The 19658-nt window shown below is 72.6% G+C and carries 19 protein-coding genes and 2 pseudogenes; 13 read left to right on the top strand and 8 right to left on the bottom strand.

Annotated elements, in window-relative coordinates; translation table 11 throughout:
• Positions 1-526, bottom strand: a 526-nt coding sequence (locus U9R90_RS24155; protein ID WP_411059789.1) for a TerD family protein, incomplete at its 3' end; no start/stop codon positions are given.
• Positions 527-560: 34 nt separating this feature from the next.
• On the bottom strand, positions 561-1481 hold the full coding sequence (locus tag U9R90_RS24150) for a DMT family transporter (RefSeq protein ID WP_411058752.1): 921 nt from the start codon (positions 1479-1481) through the stop codon (positions 561-563).
• Between U9R90_RS24150 and U9R90_RS24145 the strand changes: the two are divergent.
• A pseudogene (locus tag U9R90_RS24145) lies at positions 1437-1688 on the top strand (helix-turn-helix domain-containing protein); the annotation flags it as partial. The gene U9R90_RS24150 and the pseudogene U9R90_RS24145 sit on opposite strands and share 45 nt — an antisense overlap.
• A 442-nt stretch (positions 1689-2130) precedes the next feature.
• Here the strand turns inward: U9R90_RS24145 and U9R90_RS24140 are convergent.
• On the bottom strand, positions 2131-2352 hold the full coding sequence (locus tag U9R90_RS24140) for a hypothetical protein (protein ID WP_411058751.1): 222 nt from the start codon (positions 2350-2352) through the stop codon (positions 2131-2133).
• A 77-nt stretch (positions 2353-2429) separates the two neighbouring features.
• Positions 2430-3146 (bottom strand): annotated as a pseudogene (locus tag U9R90_RS24135) (DeoR/GlpR family DNA-binding transcription regulator); the annotation flags it as partial.
• A 190-nt stretch (positions 3147-3336) separates the two neighbouring features.
• On the opposite strand from U9R90_RS24135, the gene U9R90_RS24130 reads away from it, so the two are divergent.
• From U9R90_RS24130 to U9R90_RS24080, 11 genes are all read left to right on the top strand, one after another.
• Complete coding sequence (locus U9R90_RS24130; RefSeq protein WP_411058750.1) at positions 3337-4833, top strand: ABC transporter substrate-binding protein; 1497 nt, start codon at positions 3337-3339, stop codon at positions 4831-4833.
• Positions 4830-6629: an ABC transporter permease subunit gene (locus U9R90_RS24125; RefSeq protein ID WP_411058749.1), complete on the top strand. Its 1800-nt coding sequence runs from the start codon at positions 4830-4832 to the stop codon at positions 6627-6629. The genes U9R90_RS24130 and U9R90_RS24125 overlap by 4 nt, the downstream gene beginning before the upstream one ends.
• Positions 6626-7546: an ABC transporter ATP-binding protein gene (locus U9R90_RS24120; protein WP_411058748.1), complete on the top strand. Its 921-nt coding sequence runs from the start codon at positions 6626-6628 to the stop codon at positions 7544-7546. Before U9R90_RS24125 ends, U9R90_RS24120 begins: the two co-directional genes overlap by 4 nt.
• Before the next feature lie 82 nt (positions 7547-7628).
• Complete coding sequence (locus U9R90_RS24115; RefSeq protein ID WP_411058747.1) at positions 7629-8375, top strand: ATP-binding cassette domain-containing protein; 747 nt, start codon at positions 7629-7631, stop codon at positions 8373-8375.
• Positions 8372-9688, top strand: coding sequence for an MDR family MFS transporter (locus tag U9R90_RS24110; protein WP_411058746.1), 1317 nt, complete (start codon positions 8372-8374; stop codon positions 9686-9688). The genes U9R90_RS24115 and U9R90_RS24110 overlap by 4 nt, the downstream gene beginning before the upstream one ends.
• Positions 9689-9764: 76 nt before the next feature.
• Positions 9765-10385, top strand: a complete 621-nt coding sequence (locus U9R90_RS24105; RefSeq protein WP_411058745.1) for a TIGR03086 family metal-binding protein — start codon at positions 9765-9767, stop codon at positions 10383-10385.
• A gap of 27 nt (positions 10386-10412) precedes the next feature.
• Positions 10413-11180, top strand: a complete 768-nt coding sequence (locus tag U9R90_RS24100; protein WP_411058744.1) for an MBL fold metallo-hydrolase — start codon at positions 10413-10415, stop codon at positions 11178-11180.
• A 241-nt stretch (positions 11181-11421) separates the two neighbouring features.
• Positions 11422-12882 (top strand): NCS2 family permease, encoded by a 1461-nt coding sequence (locus U9R90_RS24095; RefSeq protein ID WP_411058743.1) that lies wholly within the window; start codon positions 11422-11424, stop codon positions 12880-12882.
• 128 nt (positions 12883-13010) lie between these two features.
• A complete protein-coding gene (locus tag U9R90_RS24090; protein ID WP_411058742.1) occupies positions 13011-13772 on the top strand; it encodes a CPBP family intramembrane glutamic endopeptidase in 762 nt (253 codons plus the stop codon).
• Entirely contained in the window at positions 13769-14119 is a 351-nt protein-coding gene (locus U9R90_RS24085) for a PadR family transcriptional regulator (RefSeq protein WP_411058741.1), read from the top strand. Before U9R90_RS24090 ends, U9R90_RS24085 begins: the two co-directional genes overlap by 4 nt.
• Positions 14116-14850 (top strand): hypothetical protein, encoded by a 735-nt coding sequence (locus tag U9R90_RS24080; protein ID WP_411058740.1) that lies wholly within the window; start codon positions 14116-14118, stop codon positions 14848-14850. The genes U9R90_RS24085 and U9R90_RS24080 overlap by 4 nt, the downstream gene beginning before the upstream one ends.
• A 79-nt stretch (positions 14851-14929) precedes the next feature.
• Here the strand turns inward: U9R90_RS24080 and U9R90_RS24075 are convergent, their stop codons facing one another.
• A complete protein-coding gene (locus U9R90_RS24075) occupies positions 14930-15613 on the bottom strand; it encodes an MBL fold metallo-hydrolase (protein ID WP_411058738.1) in 684 nt (227 codons plus the stop codon).
• 122 nt (positions 15614-15735) lie between these two features.
• Between U9R90_RS24075 and U9R90_RS24070 the strand changes: the two genes are divergently transcribed.
• Positions 15736-16089 carry a VOC family protein gene (locus U9R90_RS24070; protein WP_411058737.1) on the top strand — a complete coding sequence of 118 codons (354 nt, stop codon included), beginning with the start codon at positions 15736-15738 and terminating at the stop codon, positions 16087-16089.
• Positions 16090-16134: 45 nt separating this feature from the next.
• Here U9R90_RS24070 and U9R90_RS24065 read toward each other — a convergent pair whose 3' ends face one another.
• The 3 genes from U9R90_RS24065 to U9R90_RS24055 form a co-directional block, all read right to left on the bottom strand.
• A complete protein-coding gene (locus tag U9R90_RS24065) occupies positions 16135-17583 on the bottom strand; it encodes a peptidoglycan D,D-transpeptidase FtsI family protein (RefSeq protein WP_411058736.1) in 1449 nt (482 codons plus the stop codon).
• A 106-nt stretch (positions 17584-17689) separates the two neighbouring features.
• Positions 17690-18373, bottom strand: coding sequence for a response regulator (locus U9R90_RS24060; RefSeq protein WP_411058735.1), 684 nt, complete (start codon positions 18371-18373; stop codon positions 17690-17692).
• The gene (locus tag U9R90_RS24055) at positions 18370-19644 is read right to left on the bottom strand and encodes a sensor histidine kinase (protein WP_411059788.1); all 1275 of its coding nucleotides are present in this window, start codon (positions 19642-19644) and stop codon (positions 18370-18372) included. Before U9R90_RS24055 ends, U9R90_RS24060 begins: the two co-directional genes overlap by 4 nt.
• Positions 19645-19658 lie beyond the last annotated feature (14 nt).

The following is a 19658-nucleotide window of genomic DNA, read 5'->3' as shown; positions in this document are numbered from 1 at the left end:
CGGGGGCCGCGGCGGGCGTCGGGGTCGGGGCGGGCTCCTCGACCGTCACGCCGAAGTCGGTGGCGATCCCGGCCAGGCCGTTCGCATACCCCTGGCCGACCGCGCGCGCCTTCCACGCCCCGCCGCGCCGGTAGATCTCGACGATCACCAGCGCGGTCTCGGCGCCGAGCCGGGGCGGCGTGAAGGTGCCGAGCGCACTGCCGTCGTCGGCGTTGCGGATGGTGGCGGTGGGCTCGATGCCCTGGAAGCTCTGGCCGGCCGCGTCCGGGCTCGCGGTCACGACGATCTTCTCGATGTCGGGCGGCACGGCCGCGGTGTCGACCGTGATCGCATCGGGCGTCGAGCCGCCGCCCGAGCGGTAGGCCACACCGGGTCCGGTGGGCTGGTTGAAGAAGATGAAGTCGTCGTCGGAGCGCACCTTGCCATCGGCGGTGAGCAGCAGGCCCGACACGTCGAGCCGCACCGGAGCGGCGACGTCCACCGCGACGCGGGCGGCGGAGAGGGGAATGTTCGAGCCGGGGGTCATCACTGTCATGCCAGGGGTAACGAACGACCCCGTTTTACCGTTCCCTTACCTGGCTGATGAGTTGCCGCGGATTCGGCTGCGTCTGTCCGGGTACGTTCTCGGGCTGCCGGGGCGTGTTCTCCGGCTGCCGGGAGCCCGCGCGCACCGTGGCCGTGAGGACGCCGATCACGCAGACCAGGGTGCCCGCGATCGCCAGGGCCCCGGGAGCGTCGCCGAACATGACGTACGCCCAGAGCATCGTCGTCGGCGGGGTCAGGTAGATCAGCGCGCTGGTGCGGGTGACGCCGCCGCGACGCAGGCTCAGCCAGTAGAAGCCGTAGCCCCCGACGGTGGACAGCAGGACCACCCAGGCGACGGCCGTCCAGAAGCCGGTCCCGGACGGCGCGGTGGCGTGGCCGGTCGCCGCCGCGACCGCGGTGAACAGCAGTGCGCTGGTCAGGCAGTGCACCGGGAGCGCGTCCAGCGGGGAGGGCGACGTCCGCGTCCTGCGCTCCAGGAAGCTCGCGGCGAGCAGCGCCGCCATCCCCGTGAAGGGCAGTGCGTACGCCCATCCGGGGACCGTGGTCCCGCCGCCGAGGTCGCCGCGCACCACCAGGGCGACCCCGACGAGCCCGACGCCGAGCCCCGCCCACTGGCGCCGGGTCACCCGCTCGCCGAGCAGCGGCCCGGCGAGCGCCCCCGCGGCCAGCGGCTGCAGTGCGGCGATCAGCGCGGAGGTCCCGGTGGGCACGCCGAGCCCGACGGACCAGAGGACCGACCCCAGATAGACGCCCTGCCAGAGGGCGGCGAGCACGGCCTGCTCGGCGACCACCCGCAGCGGCAGCCGCCGTCTGCGCAGCCGTAGCCAGGCGCCGCCGAGCAGGGCGGTTGCGGCGATGAAGCGCCACATCAGCAGGGTGTCCGCGGGTGCGTGCCGGGTGCCGAGCTCGGCGCCGATGAAGCCGGAGCTCCACATGACGAGCCGAAGACGAAGACCGTGACCAAGGAGACGACAGGGACGGGCGGGCAGACGCCCCTCACCCCGGGCGCCCGCCGGGTCCTCGACGCCGCCGCGGAGCTCTTCTACGGGCAGGGCATCAACGCGGTCGGCGTCGACCTGATCGCCAAGCGGGCAGGGGTCACCAAGAAGACCCTCTACGACCGCTTCGGCTCCAAGGACGCCCTGATCGCCGCCTATCTGCACGAGCGCGGCGAGCGCTGGCGCGGCTGGCTGACAGCCGAGGTCGACAGGTCGGCACCCGAGGGGGAGAGCTCGGCGGCGGACCGCGTCCTCGCCACCTTCGACGCGCTGGGGGCCTGGATGCACCTCGACAACCCCCGCGGCTGCGGCTTCGTCAACGCCGCGGCCGAGCTGCCCGACCCCGGCCACCCGGGGCGCCGGGTGATCACGGAGCACAAGCGCTGGGTGCGCGGCTATCTGCGGGAGCTGTGCGGGGCCGCGGGCGCCGACGATCCCGACCTGCCGGCCGACGAGCTGCTCATCCTCCACGAGGGGGCCAGCGTGCTCAACGGCCTCGGGGTGGTTCAGGACGCGGTCACCGTCTCCCGCAGGCTGGCCCGCGCGGCACTGGCCCGCGCCGGGTGCATCGAACTCTGGGGTCGGCTCACCGCCGGTTGCGCGGGTGGTTGCGAGCCGAGCGCTCGTTGCCGTGCTTGTACGCGCCCGTCCAGCGGGCCATCACCAGCTGGGCGTCCCCCGACTCGACCTCGGTCAGGAACTTCGCCGCGCGGGCGCCGCGCAGCGTACCGGCCGCGCGGCCCTGGTGGGTGATGACCACGCTGCCGTCGGTGCGCTGCTCGTAGGTGAATCCATAGGGCCGGGGCATGCCCGGAGGGTAGGCGGGCCGCCCCGGCCGTCGAAAGCGAATTACGCGAGGGGGTTACGGGCACCACCGCGCCGGAGTCACGGCACCACCACGATCTTGCGCCCAACCCCGCGGATGACCTGCGGCCCTCGTAGCGAGTAGCGGTGTGCTTCGGCGGCGGGCAGCTGGCTGTCCGTGACGATCGCCTCGAAGTCGCCGATCTGCGCGAACCGGCAGAAGCTCACCGCGCCGAACTTGGCGCGGATGCCCGCGAACACCCGGCACCGAGCCGCCCGCATGGCCTGCGACTTGACCTCGGCGACCGCGGGATCGGGTGTGGTCAGGCCGTGTTCACGGGAGATGCCGTTGGCGCCGATGTACGCGAGATCGATGACGAACCCGGACAGCATGTGGGTCGTCCAGTGGTCGACGGTGGCGAGGGTGCCGGGGCGCACCCGGCCGCCGAGCAGCAGCACGGTGGTCTGGTTGTCGGCCTCCGCCAGCGCGCTCGCGGTGGCGAGCGAGGTGGTCAGTACGGTCAGCGGCCGGTCTCCGGGGAGCGCTTCGGCGACGAGCTGCGGGGTGAAGCCCTCGTCGACGAAGACCGTCTCCGCGTCCCCGATGAGCTCGGCCGCGGCGGCCGCGATCCGGCGCTTCTCGGGGACGTGCATGGTGGTGCGGTGGGCGAGCGTCGTCTCGAAGCCCGCGCTCTCCACCGGATAGGCGCCGCCGTGGGTGCGGCGCAGCAGGCCGTGGCCTTCCAGGGCGCGCAGATCGCGGCGCACGGTCTCCTTGGCGACACCGAGCGCGGTGGCCCGTGGCGGAGCGGGGGAGGTGCGTGCCGACGGGCAGGCGGAGTGCCCGTTTCCCCGGGCTCGGGCGCCCGTTTGGCGCCCGTTTGCGGATGGTGTCCGCGATCCGGGAAGGGGTAGTACAAGATTTGATGAAAATGATTGTCATTGGCTATTGTCGCTGGCACCTCATCCCGCTCCTGGAAGAAGCCCCGTGCGCCCCCGCAAGCTCCTGCCTTCCGCTGCCCTGTCCCTCGCCGCCGCGCTCACCGTCTCCGGCTGCTTCGCCTCCACCTCCGGCTCCGATTCCGCCCAGGAGTCCGACGACAAGCGGATACGCGTCGCCATGATGCAGCCGCCCCGCTCCGGCCTCTCGCCGCTCAGCGACGACGCGTTCAAGCTGTCGCGCTGGTCCACCGCCGAAACCCTGGTCACCCTCGACAAGGAGGGCGACGCGAAGCCCGCGCTGGCCACCCGGTGGAAGCGCACGAACGACAAGACCTGGACCTTCACCCTCCGTAAGGGCGTGAAGTTCCACGACGGCACGCCGTTCACCGCGACCGACGTCAAGCGCTCCCTCACCAGGGCCGCCACCGCCGCGCCCAAGCCACGCATCCTCGACGGCGTCGAGCTGACCGTCGCGGCCAAGGGCAACACCGTCACCGTCACCACCGCCGAGCCCGACCCGCTCGTACCGCAGCGGCTCTCCTCGCCGCAGCTGTCGATCCTCGCGGCCAAGGCCTACCGGGGGAAGACCGTCAACCCGGTCGGCGCGGGCACCGGCGCCTTCGTCCTGAAGAAGGCCGACGGCACCAGCTCCGCGACCCTCGACCGCAACGAGGACTACTGGGGCGGCCGCGCCAAGGCCGCGGGTATCGACGCCACCTACGTCCCGGACGGCGCGGCCCGCGCCGCCGCACTGCGCAGCGACGCCGCCGACATCGTCGAGGCCGTGCCCGTCTCGCAGGCCTCGCTGCTCGACAAGGACCAGATCACCGAGGTGCCGATGCCGCGCACCAACACCCTCTACCTGAACGCCGAGCGCGGCGTCTTCAAGGACGCCGGGCAGCGCGCGGCCGTCCGCTCCGCCCTCGACACCAAGGCCCTCGTCGACGGCATCTACGAAGGCCGCGCCGACGTCGCCGAAGGGCTCCTCGGACCCGCCCTGCCGTGGGCGTCCGAACGCGCCGGGCGCACCGGCGGAGCCAAGGCGGCCAAGCCCTCCGGCAAGACGATCACCATCGGTACCTTCACCGACCGCGCCGAACTGCCCGAAGTCGCCGCCGCACTCCAGCAGCAGCTGAAGGACGCCGGGTTCAAGGTCAAGCTCGACGTACGCGAGTACGCCAACATCGAATCCGACGCGCTGGACGGAAGGTTCGACGCGTTCATCCTCTCCCGCGCCACCATCCTCGACTCGGGCGACCCGGCCGCGTACCTGCACAGCGACTTCATGGGCGACGGCTCCTTCAACATCGCCCAACTCGCCGACCCGACCGTGGACAAGGCGGTCCGCAAGGCCGAGTCGACCGCGGCGGGTAAGGCCCGCCGCGCCGCGATCCTCGACGCCGAGACCGCCATCCTCAGCACCGACGCGGCGATCCCGATGCTGCACGAGCGGGTGATTCAGGGCGACGCCACCAACGTGGTGGGCTCCGCCAAGGACCCGCGCGAGCGCGAGCTGATCACGGTCGGTACGTACGTCAAGTGAAGGCCAACCTGAGGAGGCCCGCCCTCAGGGCGGGCCTCGCGCGGGCGGCCGCGCTGGCCGCCGTACTCGCCGCCGTCGGGCTGCTGCCCTGGCTGTCAGGCCGGGACCCCGCGCTCACCGTGCTGCGCGCCCGCTCCGCCGAACAGGAGCCCACCGCCGAGGCGTTGGACGCCATCCGCGACGACCTCGGCCTGGACGCCGGACCGCTCGGCCTGATCGGCGACTGGGCGGGCGGCCTGGTCCGCGGCGACCTCGGCACTTCCTGGGTCTCCGGAACCGACGTCCTGCCGTCCGTGCTGTCCGGGCTCGGCGTCTCGCTCACCCTGATGGGTGCCGCGCTCGCCGTGGCGCTCCTGGTGGCCGCCGCGCTGTGCGCCCGCACTTTGGTACGGGGCGCCCGCGGGACCCTGCGCGGCGGCGGGGGAGCGGCCGGTGCGATGCTCACCGCCGTCCCCGAATTCCTGCTCGCCACCGTCCTGTTGATCGTACTCGGCGTGTGGTGGCGGCTGCTGCCCGTCTCCGGCTGGCAGGGACCACAACACCTGGTGCTGCCCGCCATCGCGCTGGGCATCCCGGCGGGCGGGCTACTCGGCCGACTGGTCGACGACGCGCTGCCCGCCGTCTTCCGCGAACGCTGGACCGACGTGTGGCGGGCCTCCGGGGTGAGCCCCCGCCGTACGGTCGTCGCCGCGCTGCGCCGCGCGCTGCCCGCGCTCGTCCCCCAACTCGGCATGGTCGTGGTCGGCCTGACCGGTGGCGCGGTCGCCGTCGAGACCGTCTTCGCCGTACCGGGACTCGGGCGTACCGCGCTCGGCGCCGCCAAGTCCCAGGACCTGCCACTGCTCCAGGGCTCGGTACTGGCCCTGCTGCTGCTCGCCCTCGCGGCGGGCGGCTGCGCGGCCTTCGCCCGTGGCAGGCTGCTCGGCTCCGGACTGAAGGACGCGGCGCTCGCACTGCCCGCTCCCGCGCCCGGACGGGTACGGGGCGTGGTGCCGCTCGCGCTCGGCGCCGTACTCGCCACGGCGATGGGGTGGGGCCTGCTCAAGGACCCGTACACCGTGCACACCGCGGCCCGGCTCGCGGGCCCGTCCCTGGCCCACCCGCTCGGCACCGACAGCCTCGGGCGCGATGTGCTGGCCCGGCTCGGGCACGGGGCCGCGAGCACGGTCGGCGTGGCCCTCGCCGTATGCGCCGTGTCGTACCTCATCGCGCTCACCATCGGCTTCCTGCCGGGCGCATCCGCCGGAGTCTCGGACATCGCCAACGCGCTGCCACCGGTCGTGGTCGGCGTGCTGGTGGCCGCGCTCACCGGGCCCAGCACACTCGGCGCGTCCCTCGCGGTCGCCCTGGTCTCCTGGCCGCCGCTCGCCGCGCACGCCGCGGCGCTCGTCCTGGAGATCCGGGCGAGCGCCCATCTGACCGCACAGCGCGCCATCGGGGCGTCCCCCGGCTGGATTCTCACCCGGCATGTACTGCCCGCGGTGGCCGGACCCGTCGCCCAACACGCGGTGCTGCGGCTGCCCGGCACCGCCCTCGCCCTGGCCGCACTCGGCTTCCTCGGCCTCGGCGCGCAGCCGCCGTCCCCCGAGTGGGGGCTGCTGCTCGACGAGTCCCGCCTGTACGTGGAACGGGCGCCGCTCGCGGCCCTCGCACCGGCCGTCGCGCTCGCGCTGCTGGCGGGGCTCGCGGTGACGTTGGCGGGGCTGCGGCCGCGGTCGGGTGCGCGGCGGTCCCGTTCTGGTGCTGCTGCTGTCTCTGTTTCTGGTCGCCCGGTGGAAGTGGGAGTCGTTCGGTGAGTGCCGTGCTTGAGGTGCGTGATCTTCGGGTGTCCGTGGACGGGGTGCCCGCCGTGCGGGGCGTCTCCTTCGACGTACGCGCCGGTGAAGTCACCGCGCTGGTCGGCGAGTCGGGCGCCGGGAAGTCCCTCACCGCCCGTGCGGTGCTCGGGCTCGCGCCGCAGGGCTCGCGGGTGTCGGGGAGCGTACGGCTGGCCGGGGAGGAGGTCGCGGGGGCCTCGCCTGCCGTGTATCGGCGGCTGTGGGGGCGGCGTGTCGCCTACGTTCCGCAGGACGCGCTCACGGTGCTCAGCCCGGTGCACACCGTGGGCGACCAACTCGCGGCCGCGGTACGGTCCGTGGCACGGGTGTCCCGCGCCGAGGCGCGGCGCCGGGCCGTCGCCGCGCTCGACCGGGTCGGGATCGCCGACGCGGAGCGGCGGGCGCGCGCCTATCCGCACGAGTTCTCCGGTGGCATGCGCCAGCGCGCCGTGATCGCCATGGCGCTGGTCAACTCACCCGACCTGGTCGTCGCCGACGAGCCCACCACGGCGCTCGATCCGCGGGTGCAGGCGCAGGTGCTGGCCGTGCTGGCCGAGGCGCGGGAGGCCGCGGGGGCGGGGCTGCTCCTCATCACGCACGACCTGGAGGTGGCGCGGTCCTGCGCGGACCTGGCAGTCGTGCTGTACGCGGGGCGGGTGTGCGAAGTCGGCCCGGCGGCGGAGGTGTTCGAGTCGCCTCGGGCGCCGTACACGGCGGGGCTGGTGGCTTCACTGCCGGGTGGGGGTTTCGGGGGTGGCCTGTTGCCGGTGATCGGGGGGAGCCCGCCGTCGGCGTCGGCGTTGCCTTCGGGCTGTGCGTTCGCTCCGCGNACGAGCCCGGGGGGCGATCCGGGGGGTCTGGGGGCTTGCCCGCGGTTTCGGGAAGGGGCGGGCTAGGGGAGTATCGCGCTGTTGCCTGCCACCGGGTCGACGCGCTGCCCGCGGACGCCACCGACCTCTTCGCCGGCGAGGCCGTCGCATGAGTCCCCTCATCGAAGTCACCGACCTCGTCGTGCGGTACGGCGACCACACCGCCGTCGACCGCGTCTCGTTCACGGTCGATGAGGGCGAAACCCTCGCCCTCATCGGCGAGTCCGGCTGCGGCAAGTCCTCCACGGCCCTCGCGGCCCTCGCCCTGCGCCGCCCGGATTCCGGCAGCGTCCGCTTCGCCGGGCAGGAGCTGACCGGGCTGCGGGAGAAGCAACTACGCCCGCTGCGGGCGCAGTTCCAGCCCGTGTTCCAGGACCCGTACGGCTCACTCGGCCCGCGCACCACCATCGGCGACGCCATCGCCGAACCCCTGCGCGTACACCGCCGCCCCCTCGAAGGGCGGGTAGCCGAGCTGATGGACCTCGTCGGGCTCGACACGTCGTACGCCGACCGGCTGCCGCACGAGCTGTCCGGCGGCCAGTGCCAGCGCGCCGGAATCGCCAGGGCGCTGGCGCTCGGCCCCCGGCTGCTGGTGCTCGACGAACCCGTCTCCGCGCTCGACCCCTCCGTACGGGCCGGAATCCTCAACCTCCTCACCGAGCTCCAGGAACGGCTGGGCCTCGGCTATCTGTTCATCTGCCACGACATGGCCCTGGTCCGGCACGCCGCACACCGCGTCGCCGTCATGTCGGACGGCAGGATCGTGGAGACCGGACCTGTGCGCGAACTGTTCACCGAACCCCGGCACCCGTACACCCGTGAGCTCCTCGACATCGAGGCCGGTGCCCACCCGTGACACGCACCGACACACCCGCCATATCTGACACACCCGCCACACCCGAGAGCACGCCGCGCACGCGTGCCCGCCTGCTGCGGACGCTGCCCGCCTTGCCCAGGCTGCTGATCGTCACCCAATGCGCCTTCAACATCGGCTTCTTCGCCGTCCTGCCGTATCTCGCCGCACACCTCAGCGGCACGCTGGGGCTCGCGGGCTGGCTGGTGGGCCTGGTGCTCGGGCTGCGTACCTTCAGCCAGCAGGGGCTCTTCGTGGTCGGCGGGGCGCTCACCGACCGGTACGGGCCCCGGCCGGTCGTGCTCGTCGGCTGCGCGCTGCGCGTCCTGGGCTTCGGCTGGCTGGGGTTCGCCGAGGCGACCTGGGCGGTGCTCGGCGCCGTACTGCTGGTCGGGTTTGCCGCGGCACTGTTCTCACCGGCCGTCGAGACGGAGATCGCCCGGCAGGCCGTACGCCACGAAGAGGCGACCGGCGTCGCACGTACCCGGGTGCTGGCACTGTTCTCGGCCGGTGGCCAGGCGGGCGCCCTGCTCGGGCCGGTTCTGGGGGCGGCGCTGCTCGCGGGCGGGTTCTCGGCGGCCTGTCTGGCGGGCGCCGGGATGTTCGTCCTGATCCTGGCCGGGCACTGGTGGCTGATGCCGCGCATGCCGCGCATGCTGCGCATGCCGCACGCCGCGCCGAGCACCACCACCCGACCCGCACCGGACGGCGGCGGCCTACGGGAACTGGCGCGCAACCGGGCCTTCCTCGCGCTCTGCCTCGCGTACAGCACCTACCTCCTCGCCTACAACCAGCTCTATCTCGCGCTGCCCGCCGAACTGGACCGGTCCACGGGCTCCCAGGCGGCGCTCGGCTGGCTCTTCGCACTCTCCTCGGTCCTGGTGATCGCGGGCCAGCTGCCACTCTCGCGCTGGGCGGCCGCGCGGCTGACGCACCCGGCGGCGCTGCGCTGCGGGCTCGGCCTGATCGCCGGGGCCTTCCTGGCGGCGGGCGCGCTGCTGCCGGTGGGCGGCCTGGTGCCCGCGCTGGCCTTCGTGGTCCTGCTGACCGTGGGGCAGATGCTGGTCGTCCCGGCCGCCCGCGCCTGGCTGCCGGACCTGGTCCCGGACCACCGCCTCGGGCTGTGCACCGGGGCGCTGTCGTCGGTGTCAGGCGCCGTGGTGCTGCTGGGCGGCGCCCCGTCGGGCGCGCTGCTGGCACGGGGCGGGGTGCTGCCGTGGATGGCGCTGGCGGCGGTCCCGCTGGCGGGTCTGCTGATGGTGCGGGGGCGCCGGGGCGCAGACGGGGGTTCAGAAACAGGCTCTCAGGTCCGATGAGTTCTGTGCGGCACGGGAGTCTGCCCACAGACACCCACTGGTCCACAGGCCTTACGACGGAACGGATACCGGCGCCATGACCGAGAACGCGAATGAGAGCGCGAACGAGCCCGTCGACTTCGCCGCGCAGACCCACCTGGTGGCGCAGCTCGCCGAGCGCGTACGCGACGACCAGCTCGCCGGGCCCACCCCCTGCGAGGACACCGCCGTACGCCAGCTGCTGGGCCACATCGTCGGCCTGACCGCCGCCTTCCGGGACGCGGCGCGCAAGGATCTCGGGCCGACCACGGACACCAGTCCGGGTTCCGTGATGCCCGACATCTCCGACGTCGCCGACTGGCGCAGCGTCCTGCCCCGGAACCTGACGGAGCTGGCCGAGGCATGGCGCGACCCCAAGGCATGGGAGGGCGACACCCGGGCGGGCGGTGTCGACCTCCCGGCCGCCGTGGCGGGGCAGGTCGCCATGAACGAGCTGGTCGTCCACGGCTGGGACCTGGCACGGGCCACCGGACAGGAGTACGCGCCCGACCCGGCCAGCCCCCAGGTGGCGTACGAGCTGCTCGCGGCATCGCCTGACGGGCCCAGCCGCGAGGGCATCTTCGGGCCCATCGTCGCCGTGCCCGACGACGCGCCGCTGCTCGACCGTGTGGTGGGGCTGAGCGGCCGCCGCCCCGACTGGAGCGCCGACCAAGGCTGACGACCCTGGGGTCGTACTCTCGTCCGTATGGCCCTTACCGTCACCGTACTTGGCACCGCGTCACCTCATCCCCGGCCGGGCCATCCCTGCTCGGGCTATCTGCTGTCGGCGGGTGACATCCGGGTCTGGGTGGACGCCGGGCCCGGGACCTTCGCGGAGTTGCAGCGGCATGTGCGGCCGGACGAGCTGTCGGCCATCTGGATCTCGCATCTGCACTCCGACCACTGGGCCGACCTGATCGCCGCGGAGGCCGGGATCGCGGACGGCGGGCTCAGCGTCCCCCGGCCCATCCCGGTGTACGCGCCGGCGGGATGCGCCAAGCGGCTGGCCGGATTCTTCGGCGCGAGCGGCCCGGAGGACCTGGATGCCACCATCCTGGACTTCCGGGAGCTTTCCGACGGGCTGCACCTGGACCTGGACGGGCTCCGGCTGACCAGTCGCGCCGTACGGCACAGCGGGATGGAGGCGTACGGGCTGCGCGCGGAGGCCGAGGGCGAGGTGTTGGCGTACTCCGGGGACAGCGGCCCGTGCCCGGCGCTCCGCGAGCTCGCCGAGGGGGCGGATCTGCTGCTGTGCGAGGCGGACATCGACCGGGCGCCGGCGGGCGGCGAGCCGCAGCGACACCTCACGCCGGAGGACGCGGGGGAGCTGGCCCGTACCGCGCGCGTCGGCAAGCTGCTGGTCACTCATGTCGGCCCCACGCTCACGCCCGACGAGGCCGTCGAGCGCGCGGCCACGGCCTTCGGCGGTCGTACCGTACGGGCCCGTGAAGGCGCCACGTACCAACTGACCTGACTTGGCTCGATTTGACCTGACCCGGCCTGACTTGACTCGACCTGACCCGGCCTGACCATGGCTCCGGACAGTCAGCTCCGGAACCAACTCCAGGCGTATACGTTCGACGGCTCGAACTCGGCCGTCTGTCCCGCTCCCCGTGCCGCGAACCACGCGACACGTAACATGCCCAAAACCTGAACGGACCCTTCCCAGGGCAGAATCCGGCTACCCCGAACGGATCACCGCCCCGAGGAGCACCATGTCAGGACAGATCGCGGACCAGACGCCCGGACCGCCCGCGCCGCCCCCGCCCCCGAGCAACGCCGTCGACCGCTTCTTCCAGATCACCGCCCGGGGCTCGACGATCAGCCGTGAGATGCGCGGCGGCCTGGCCACCTTCTTCACGATGGCCTACATCCTGGTCCTGAACCGCATCATCCTGGGCGGCGCCGAGGACAAGTTCGGCAACACCCTGGACGGGGCCCAGCTGGTCACGGTCACCGCACTGGTGGCCGCCGTGATGACCATCCTGATGGGCCTCACCGCCAACCTGCCGCTGGCACTCGCGGCCGGGCTCGGACTCAACGCGATGGTGGCCTTCCAGATCGCGCCGCTGATGAGCTGGCAGGACGCCATGGGCCTGGTGGTGTTGGAGGGCATCATCATCTGTGCGCTGGCCGCGACCGGGCTGCGCGAAGCCGTCATGCACGCCATCCCGCTCGGCCTCAAGCAGGCCATCAGCGTCGGCATCGGGCTCTTCATCGCGTTCATCGGCTTCATCAACGCGGGTTTCGCCACCCGTATCCCCGGCGAGACCGGTTCCGTACCGGTCCAGCTCGGTGCGTCCGGCTCGCTGTCGGGGTGGCCGGTCCTGGTGTTCTGCCTCGGAGTGCTGCTGATCGTCGCCCTGCTGGCGCGCCAGGCCAAGGGCGCCATCCTGATCGGCATCGTCGTGACGACCGTACTGGCCATCGTCATCAACGAGATCGCCGACATCGACGACGCGGCCTGGGGCCTGACCGTCCCGGCCATCCCCGACGACATCGTCGCCGCCCCCGACTTCGGACTGCTCGGCGCGTTCAGCCTGTTCGGCGCCTTCGGCCAGGTCAGCGCGATCACCGTGGTGCTCCTGGTCTTCACGCTCTTCCTGACGGACTTCTTCGACACCATGGGCACCGCCGTCGGCGTCACCAGCGAGGCCGGTCTGCTGGACGAGCAGGGCCGGGTGCCGCGGCTCGGGCGGTTGCTGTTCGTGGACGGCCTCGCCACCGTCGCGGGCGGCGCCGCGTCCGGTTCCTCCAACACCTCGTTCATCGAGTCGGCGGCCGGTGTCGGCGAGGGCGCCCGTACGGGCTTCGCCAACCTGGTCACCGGCGGGCTGTTCGCGCTCGCGCTCTTCTTCACCCCGCTCGCCACGATCGTCCCGGCCCAGGCCGCGGCGCCCGCGCTGGTCGCGGTCGGCTTCCTGCTGATGGGGCAGGTACGGCACATCGACTGGGAGCGCTGGGACATCGCGGTCCCGGCCTTCCTGACGATCGCGGTGATGCCGTTCACGTACTCGATCACCAACGGCATCGGCGCGGGCTTCATCGCGTACGTCGTCATCCGCACCGCGATCGGCAAGGCGCGCGGCGTGCACTGGCTGCTGTGGGGGACGGCGGCGCTGTTCCTCGTGTACTTCGCCATCGACCCGCTGGAGCAGCTGCTGGGGGTCAAGTAGCCCGCCCACCCGTCGCGGAGGTGTGGGCGGCGCGAGATAGGTTGCATTCCTGACTAGGTCGCTCTACGGTCTAGGTAGCTGAAAGGCTTACGAGGCGGTGCCTGCCGCCTCGCGGGAAAGGGGGACCCATGACCATCTCGCCGGACTTCACCGCCGTGTCCCTGGCCGTCGCCGCCGTCCTGGTCGCGTATCTCGCCGTCGGCGAGCCGTGGCTCGGACGGCGGATGTACGCCTCGCTGGAGCGGAGCCGGGACGGCGAACCGCGCGCCCTGGTCCGCTACTACCGCGTGGTGCTCGGCGTCTGGTGCGCGCTGGGCGCTCTCGCGGTGGCGGTGCTCGCGCTGTCGCCGGACGCGGCCGCGAGCGACCTCGGACTGGGCGCGCCGGACGACTCGCTCTTCACCTACCTGCTGATCCCCGTGTTCCTGGTGGCCATCGCCTGGAGCGGACGGGTCTTCCAGCAGAAGGCCCGTGACGGGCGGCACATTCCGGGCCTGAGCTCCATCGGCGCGATGCTGCCGCGCACGCGGGGCGAGCGCCGGTACGCGGTCGCCCTCGGGGTTGCCGACGGGGTGGTCGGGGAGTTCATCTACCGCGGGCTGCTGATCGCGCTCGGCGTCGGCGTCCTGGGCCTCGACCTCTATGTGGCCGCCGCGCTGTCACTCGCCGTCTACGCGCTCGCGGGCCTGTACCAGGGCAGCAAGGGGATGCTGCTCTTCGCGTTCTTCGGCGCGGTGAGCACCATGCTGTACCTCCAGACCGGCAGCCTGCTGCTGCCCGTGGTCTTCCACGCCGCCATCGCCATACGCGACCTGGTGATGACCCAGGACCCGGAGCGGATCCGGCCCGCGCCGACCGGCGCCGCCACCCTGCGAAAGGCGCACCCGTGACCGCACCGCCCGCCAAGGACCGCCGCGCGAGCTGGCTCAAGGGCGTACTCGACCTGCTGGTACTCGCCAGCCTCACCGACGGCGAGAGCTACGGCTACGAGATCGCCAAGACCCTCGCGGGCGCGGGCCTCGGCCAGATCAAGGGCGGCACCCTCTATCCCGTACTCAACCGGCTGGAGGAAGCGGGCCTGGTGGCCGCCGAGTTCCGGGCCACCGAGAAGGGGCCGGGGCGCCGCTACTACTCCCTGACCGAGCAGGGGCGGCAGACCCTCGGCGAACAGGGCGGGCTCTGGCTCGCCTTCGACACATCCGTACGATCCATCCTGGCCGAAGGCGGTGTGGCATGACCGGAGCAGCCACCGACTACCTGGACGAACTCGCCTCCCTGCTGCGCGCGGCAGGCCTTCCCGCCGACCATGTGGCGGCCACCGTCGACGACCTCGCCGCGCATCTGGCGGAGAGCGGCGGCGACGCGGCGGACGAGTTCGGTCCGGTCGCGGAGTTCGCCCGGCAACTGGCCCCCGGCGCGGGCGCCGAGCGGCCCACCGCACCCGAGGCGCGGGCCGAGACCTGGCGCTGGACGGCCGACACCTTCGTCGACGAGGAACTGCTGAACCGCTTCGGCGACGAGGGCTGGGAGGTCGAACGGGTCGACGCACTCGGCCGCTTCGTCAGCCACCGCGACCCGGACCAGCCGCAGCGCTGGGAGTACCGCAGGGAGCTGGTCACCCTCGGCCGCGAGGGACTCGACGAGAAGCTGGCCCCGGACGGCTGGGAGGCCTGCGGTAACTGGGTGGTTTACGCGTGGTTCAAGCGCCCCAAGGCGGCGAGCGTGGGCCCCGCGGCGCGCATCGACGCCCCGGCGCCCGCGCCGACTCGGGCCAACTTCCTCAGCCGCAGGTTCTATGCACTGCTCGCGGCCGTCGCGCTGGCCGTCGTGGTCGGCGGGGTGGTCGTCGCCGTACGGGACGGGGAGGCGAGCTCGGGGCTCGGGTTCGCGACGGGGGTGCTCGCGGGGGCCGCGGTGCCGCTGGGGGCGATGGTCGCGTATCAGCTGTGGAGCAATCGGTCGTGTTGAGGGCTGACCCGCCAGGCCTGACAGGTCGCGTTAGGGGCTGATCGTCAGGCCTGACAGGCCGCGTCGAGGGGCTGACCCGTCAGGCCTGCCACGCCGCGTGGTCATGGGCGAACAGCGCCCGGTCGACGTCCAGTTCGGCCATCCTGGTCAGCCATGGGCGCCACAGGCCATCGGTCTCGGCCACGCCCGTGCGCCGGGCCAGGTCCGCGCACGCGTACTCGCTGGCGAAGTCGTAGGCCTGGCCGGCCAGGAGCGTGGTCCCGCCGCTGCCCTCGACGACCAGGGACTGGTGCCCGGCCGTGTGGCCGGGCGTCGGCACCACCCAGACGCCCGGCCAGATCTCCGCCTCCCCGTCGAGGCGCTCGTACACCGCGCCGGGGAAGTCCACCAGCGCGTCGATCGTGTAGTCACCGGCCCGTGCCGCCGCCAGCTCGGTCGCCTGGACCAGGACCGGGCAGCCGACGAGTGCCGGGTTGCCGCCGCAGTGGTCGAAGTGCAGATGACTGTTGATGACCAGCGCGATGTCCTCGGCCGTGGCGCCCACCGCGGCGAGTGCCGCGTCCAGGGACCGCCGTACCGGACGGTAGTGCGCGTCCACCTCCGGACTGCCTTCGCCCAGTCCGGAGTCGAAGAGCAGCAGTCCTCTGTCATGGTGGACGAGATACGCCAGTGCGGCCTCGACACGCGCCAGACCCGTACCCGTCTCGGACGCGGGTCGGACGAAGTGGCCCAGGTCGAGCCGGTGGATCACAGGATCGCTCATGGCGCCATCGTCACAGCCGTCGTGGACGGCCGTCAGGGAACTCGCTTTCCGCGAACAACTGAACACGCGCCCCCGTATATCCGTGTGGACGCACCCGCCGCACACCCCCAGAGGTGATCAGCATGCCGAACAAAGGCATCGAGAAGGTCTACGCCGTCGTCTCCGTCGCCGACTTCGACGAGGCGCTGCGCTGGTACGTGAAACTCCTCGGGCGGGACCCCGACCACGCGCCCATGGACGGCCTGGCCGAGTGGTACCTCGGCGGGGCGGGTGCGATCCAGCTGTTCCAGGACCCGGACCGGGCGGGCTCGGCGCTGCTCACGCTGTCCGTGAGCGATGTCGACAAGTACACCTCGCTCGTCACGGGCAACGGCCTCGCGCCCGAACCGCCTGAGAACACCTCGGGCGGTTTCCGGATCAGCACGCTCAGCGACCCCTCCGGCAACACGGTGACGCTCGCCCAGCGCCTCCCCTGATCAGGGAGGCGCATGAGCAGGGGAGCCGCGTGACCAGGGCGGACCTCAGCCCTTCAGGGCCGCCTCCATCATCGCCTTGGCGACCGGCGCCGCCAGTCCGTTGCCGCTGACCTCGGAACGGGCGGCGCCCGAGTCCTCGATCAGGACGGCGACCGCGACCTGCTGCCCGTCGCTGCCCTGCGCGTAGGAGGTGAACCACGCGTACGGCGTCTTGCTGTTGTTCTCGCCGTGCTGCGCGGTGCCGGTCTTGCCGCCCACCGCCGCGCCGTCGATCCGCGCGTTGGAGCCGGTGCCCTCCTCGACGACGGTCTCCATCGCCGACCGCAGCTGCTCGGCGGTGCGCTCGCTCACCACCCGCTCGGAGCCCGCGTCGTCGTAGCTGCGCAGGGTGCCGCCGTTCGCGTCGGTCACCTGGGACACCATGTGCGGGTCGACCAGCTCGCCGCCGTTGGACAGGGCGGCCGACACCATCGCCATCTGCAGCGGCGTCGCCGTCACATCGAACTGGCCGATGCCGGTCAGCGCCGTCTGCGCCTGATCCATTCCGGACGGGTACACGCTCTCGGAGGCCCGTACCGGCACATCGCGCTTCTCGTCGTTGAAGCCGAACTTCTCGGCCATCTCCCTGACCTTGTCCTGCCCGAGTTCGGCAGCGAGCTTGCCGAAGACGTTGTTGCAGGAGTACCGGAGTGCGGTACGGATAGTGGCGTCCTCGCACGGTGCGGAGGGGTTCTCGTTCTTCAGTACGGTGGTGGTGCCGGGCAGGGTGTACGGGTCCGGGCTGTCGGTCTTCTCGTCGACCGAGCCGTACAGGCCGTCCTCCAGCGCGGCCGCCGCGACGACCAGCTTGAAGGTCGAGCCCGGTGGCAGCGGCTGCCGCAGCGCCCGGTTGAGCATCGGCTTGTCCTCGTCGCCGGTCAGCTCCTGCCAGGCGTCGCCGTCCGTACTGCCGCTGATCCTCGACGGGTCGTACGAGGGTGTGGAGACCATCCCGAGGATCTTCCCGGTGGCCGGGTCGATCGCGACGGCCGCGCCCTTCTTGTCGCCGAGCGCTTCGTACCCGGCCTTCTGCACCGCGGGGTCGATGGTGGTGATCACGTCGCCGGGGGCGGCGCGCTTGCCGGTGACCGTGTCCACCGGGCCCTTGAGCTGGGTGTCCGTGCCGTCGAGCACGTCCTGGTAGATGCCTTCCAGCTGGGTCGCGCCGTACACCTGGGAGCTGTAGCCGGTCACGGCCGCGTACAGCTCGCCGTCGGTGTAGGTGCGCTTGTACGCGAGGTCGCTGCCGGTCGTCTCCTTCGAGCCGGTGACCGCCTGACCGGCCACGATGATGTCGCCCAGCGGATACGCGTACTGGTCGATCGCGTTCCGTCGGTTGTGCTTGCTGTCCGCGAGGGCTTCGGCGTCGTAGAACTGCACCCAGGTCGCCCTGACCAGCAGAGCGAGGACGAGGAGCAGCGAGAAGACCGAAGCGCGCCTGATTGTCTTGTTCATCCCGCTGAGAAGACGAGCCGACCGGAGTGCGGCGTTCCACGGCCGGGGCTTTCTCAGGAACTCCTCATACTGTGCGCATTCCGCGAGGGCCTAGGGGAGACGCCCCCTACCTCCCGGAGCCGACGAACCCGGCCTCGTACGCCGCGATCACCGCCTGGGTGCGGTCCCGTGCGCCCGTCTTGGCCAGCACCGACGCCACATGGGTCTTCACCGTCGCCGGGCCGACCCCCAGCCGCTTCGCCAGCTCCGCGTTGGTCAGCCCGGTGGCCATCAGCCGCAGCACGTCCGACTCGCGCTCGGTCAGCCGGGCCGCCCACGGCGGGGGCGGCGCCGGGCGGCTGCGCGCGTGCTCGGCGGCCAGGGCCCGTACGGCGGCGGGGAACAGCAGCGAGTCGCTGCTCGCCACCAGGCGTACCGCCTGCACGAGCTGGTCGGCGTCAGCCCGCTTCAGCAGGAAGCCGGACGCTCCGGCGCGCAGCGCCTCGTACACGTACGAGTCGTTCTCGAAGGTCGTGACGACGACGATACGCGGCGGATCGGACAGCGACGCCAGGATCTGCTCGGTGGCCCGGATGCCGTCGATCTCCGGCATCCGGACGTCCATCAGCACCACGTCGGGCCGCAGCTCACGGACCACGGACACCGCCTCGGCGCCGGTGGTGGCCTCGCCCACGACCGTGATGTCGGGTTCGGCGTCGAGGATGGCGCGCAGGGCGGTGCGCACCATACGTTCGTCGTCGGCGAGTACGACCCGGACGGGCCGCGGGGTGCTCTGTGGGGCGCTGCTCATCGGGCGTCACCACCGGGGTTCGTCGTCAGCGTGCCGCTGGGCACGGGGAGCCGTACGCACAGGGTCCAGCGGCCGCCGGTGAGGCCCGCGCGCGAGCTGCCGCCCAGCAGTCTGGCCCGCTCGGCTATGCCGTGCAGGCCACGGCCGCCGCTCGCGCGGGTGCGCGTCGCGCCGGACACGGAGTTCTCCATGACGATCTCCAACTCCTCGCTGTGTGGGGCGCCCCGCAGGGCGATCCGCAGGGTCACCCGGGAATCTGCGGCGTGCCGCAGGACGTTGCTCAGGCCCTCCTGGACGATGCGGTACGCCTCGCGGGACACCAGGTCGGGCAGGGCGGCCGGGTCGGTGCCGACGGTCGCGTCGACGCTGAGTCCGGCCGCCTTGGTGCGGGCCAGCAGCCCGTCCAGGTCGGCGGCGAGCGTGGGCGCGGGCGCGGTGGTCGCGGTGCCATCGGCCCCGCCCTCGTCGTCGCCCGCGCGCAGCAGGCCCAGCACCGCGTCGAGCTCGCCGACCGTACGCCGGGTGGTGTCCTCGATGGCCAGCAGGGCCTCGCGGGCGAACTCCGGGTCGCTGTCCAGGACCCTGCGGGCGGCGCTCGCCTGCAGGGTGACGGCGCTCAGCGCATGGCCCACCGAGTCGTGCAGCTCGCGCGCGAGACGGTTGCGCACCGCGAGCTCGGCGGCCCGCTCCTCGGCCGCGGCCAGCCGGTCCGCGGGCGTCGGTCCCAGCAACGCAGGCGCCCAGCGGGCCAGCAGCGCGCCGGTTCCCGCCGCGCAGGCCACCAGGGCCGCGAGCATCGCCAGTCCGGCCGCCGGGGAGAGGACCAGTCCCCACCCGTCGAGGAAGACCTCCGGCATCCCGAGCCGCACGTCGCGCAGCCCGGCGGAGAATGGCAGCGCGATCACCGCGACCGCGAACGGCGGCAGCGACAGCGTCATTCCGCTGATCAGCCCGCCGAGCCCCAGATGCAGCGTGAACCACCCAGCGGTTCGGACCCTCGCCGCCCAGGACCGCGCGGGCTCATCGGCCAGGGCGCCCCCCACAAGCCCGCACATGGCCCGGGCCGCCGCCACCGACAGCGGCCTGGTCAGCGGAAAGAGTGCGACTCCGGCGACCAGGGGCAGCGCCAGGGCGTACGCGCCGAACTGGATCCCCACCGATGTGAAGGCGTTTCCGCCGCCGGTGGCCACGCCGAGGACGACCGTCCCGACGAGCCAGAACGGCATCAGCAGCGCGCCGCCGAGCACCAGGTGTATCCAGCGCAGCCACATCCGCCGCCCGAACA

This window comes from Streptomyces sp. E11-3, assembly GCF_046540415.1.
Classification (GTDB): domain Bacteria; phylum Actinomycetota; class Actinomycetes; order Streptomycetales; family Streptomycetaceae; genus Streptomyces.
This window is presented reverse-complemented; position numbering and strand designations above follow the sequence as displayed.

Bases quoted from the DNA above. Each gene is read 5' to 3' on its own strand.
- U9R90_RS24150 (WP_411058752.1), bottom strand. From the start codon at position 1,481: ATGTGGAGCTCCGGCTTCATCGGCGCCGAGCTCGGCACCCGGCACGCA.
- U9R90_RS24140 (WP_411058751.1), bottom strand. From the start codon at position 2,352: ATGCCCCGGCCCTATGGATTCACCTACGAGCAGCGCACCGACGGCAGC.
- U9R90_RS24115 (WP_411058747.1), top strand. From the start codon at position 7,629: ATGAGTCCCCTCATCGAAGTCACCGACCTCGTCGTGCGGTACGGCGAC.
- U9R90_RS24105 (WP_411058745.1), top strand. From the start codon at position 9,765: ATGACCGAGAACGCGAATGAGAGCGCGAACGAGCCCGTCGACTTCGCC.
- U9R90_RS24100 (WP_411058744.1), top strand. From the start codon at position 10,413: ATGGCCCTTACCGTCACCGTACTTGGCACCGCGTCACCTCATCCCCGG.
- U9R90_RS24095 (WP_411058743.1), top strand. From the start codon at position 11,422: ATGTCAGGACAGATCGCGGACCAGACGCCCGGACCGCCCGCGCCGCCC.
- U9R90_RS24090 (WP_411058742.1), top strand. From the start codon at position 13,011: ATGACCATCTCGCCGGACTTCACCGCCGTGTCCCTGGCCGTCGCCGCC.
- U9R90_RS24080 (WP_411058740.1), top strand. From the start codon at position 14,116: ATGACCGGAGCAGCCACCGACTACCTGGACGAACTCGCCTCCCTGCTG.
- U9R90_RS24075 (WP_411058738.1), bottom strand. From the start codon at position 15,613: ATGAGCGATCCTGTGATCCACCGGCTCGACCTGGGCCACTTCGTCCGA.
- U9R90_RS24070 (WP_411058737.1), top strand. From the start codon at position 15,736: ATGCCGAACAAAGGCATCGAGAAGGTCTACGCCGTCGTCTCCGTCGCC.
- U9R90_RS24065 (WP_411058736.1), bottom strand. From the start codon at position 17,583: ATGAACAAGACAATCAGGCGCGCTTCGGTCTTCTCGCTGCTCCTCGTC.
- U9R90_RS24060 (WP_411058735.1), bottom strand. From the start codon at position 18,373: ATGAGCAGCGCCCCACAGAGCACCCCGCGGCCCGTCCGGGTCGTACTC.
- U9R90_RS24055 (WP_411059788.1), bottom strand. From the start codon at position 19,644: ATGTGGCTGCGCTGGATACACCTGGTGCTCGGCGGCGCGCTGCTGATG.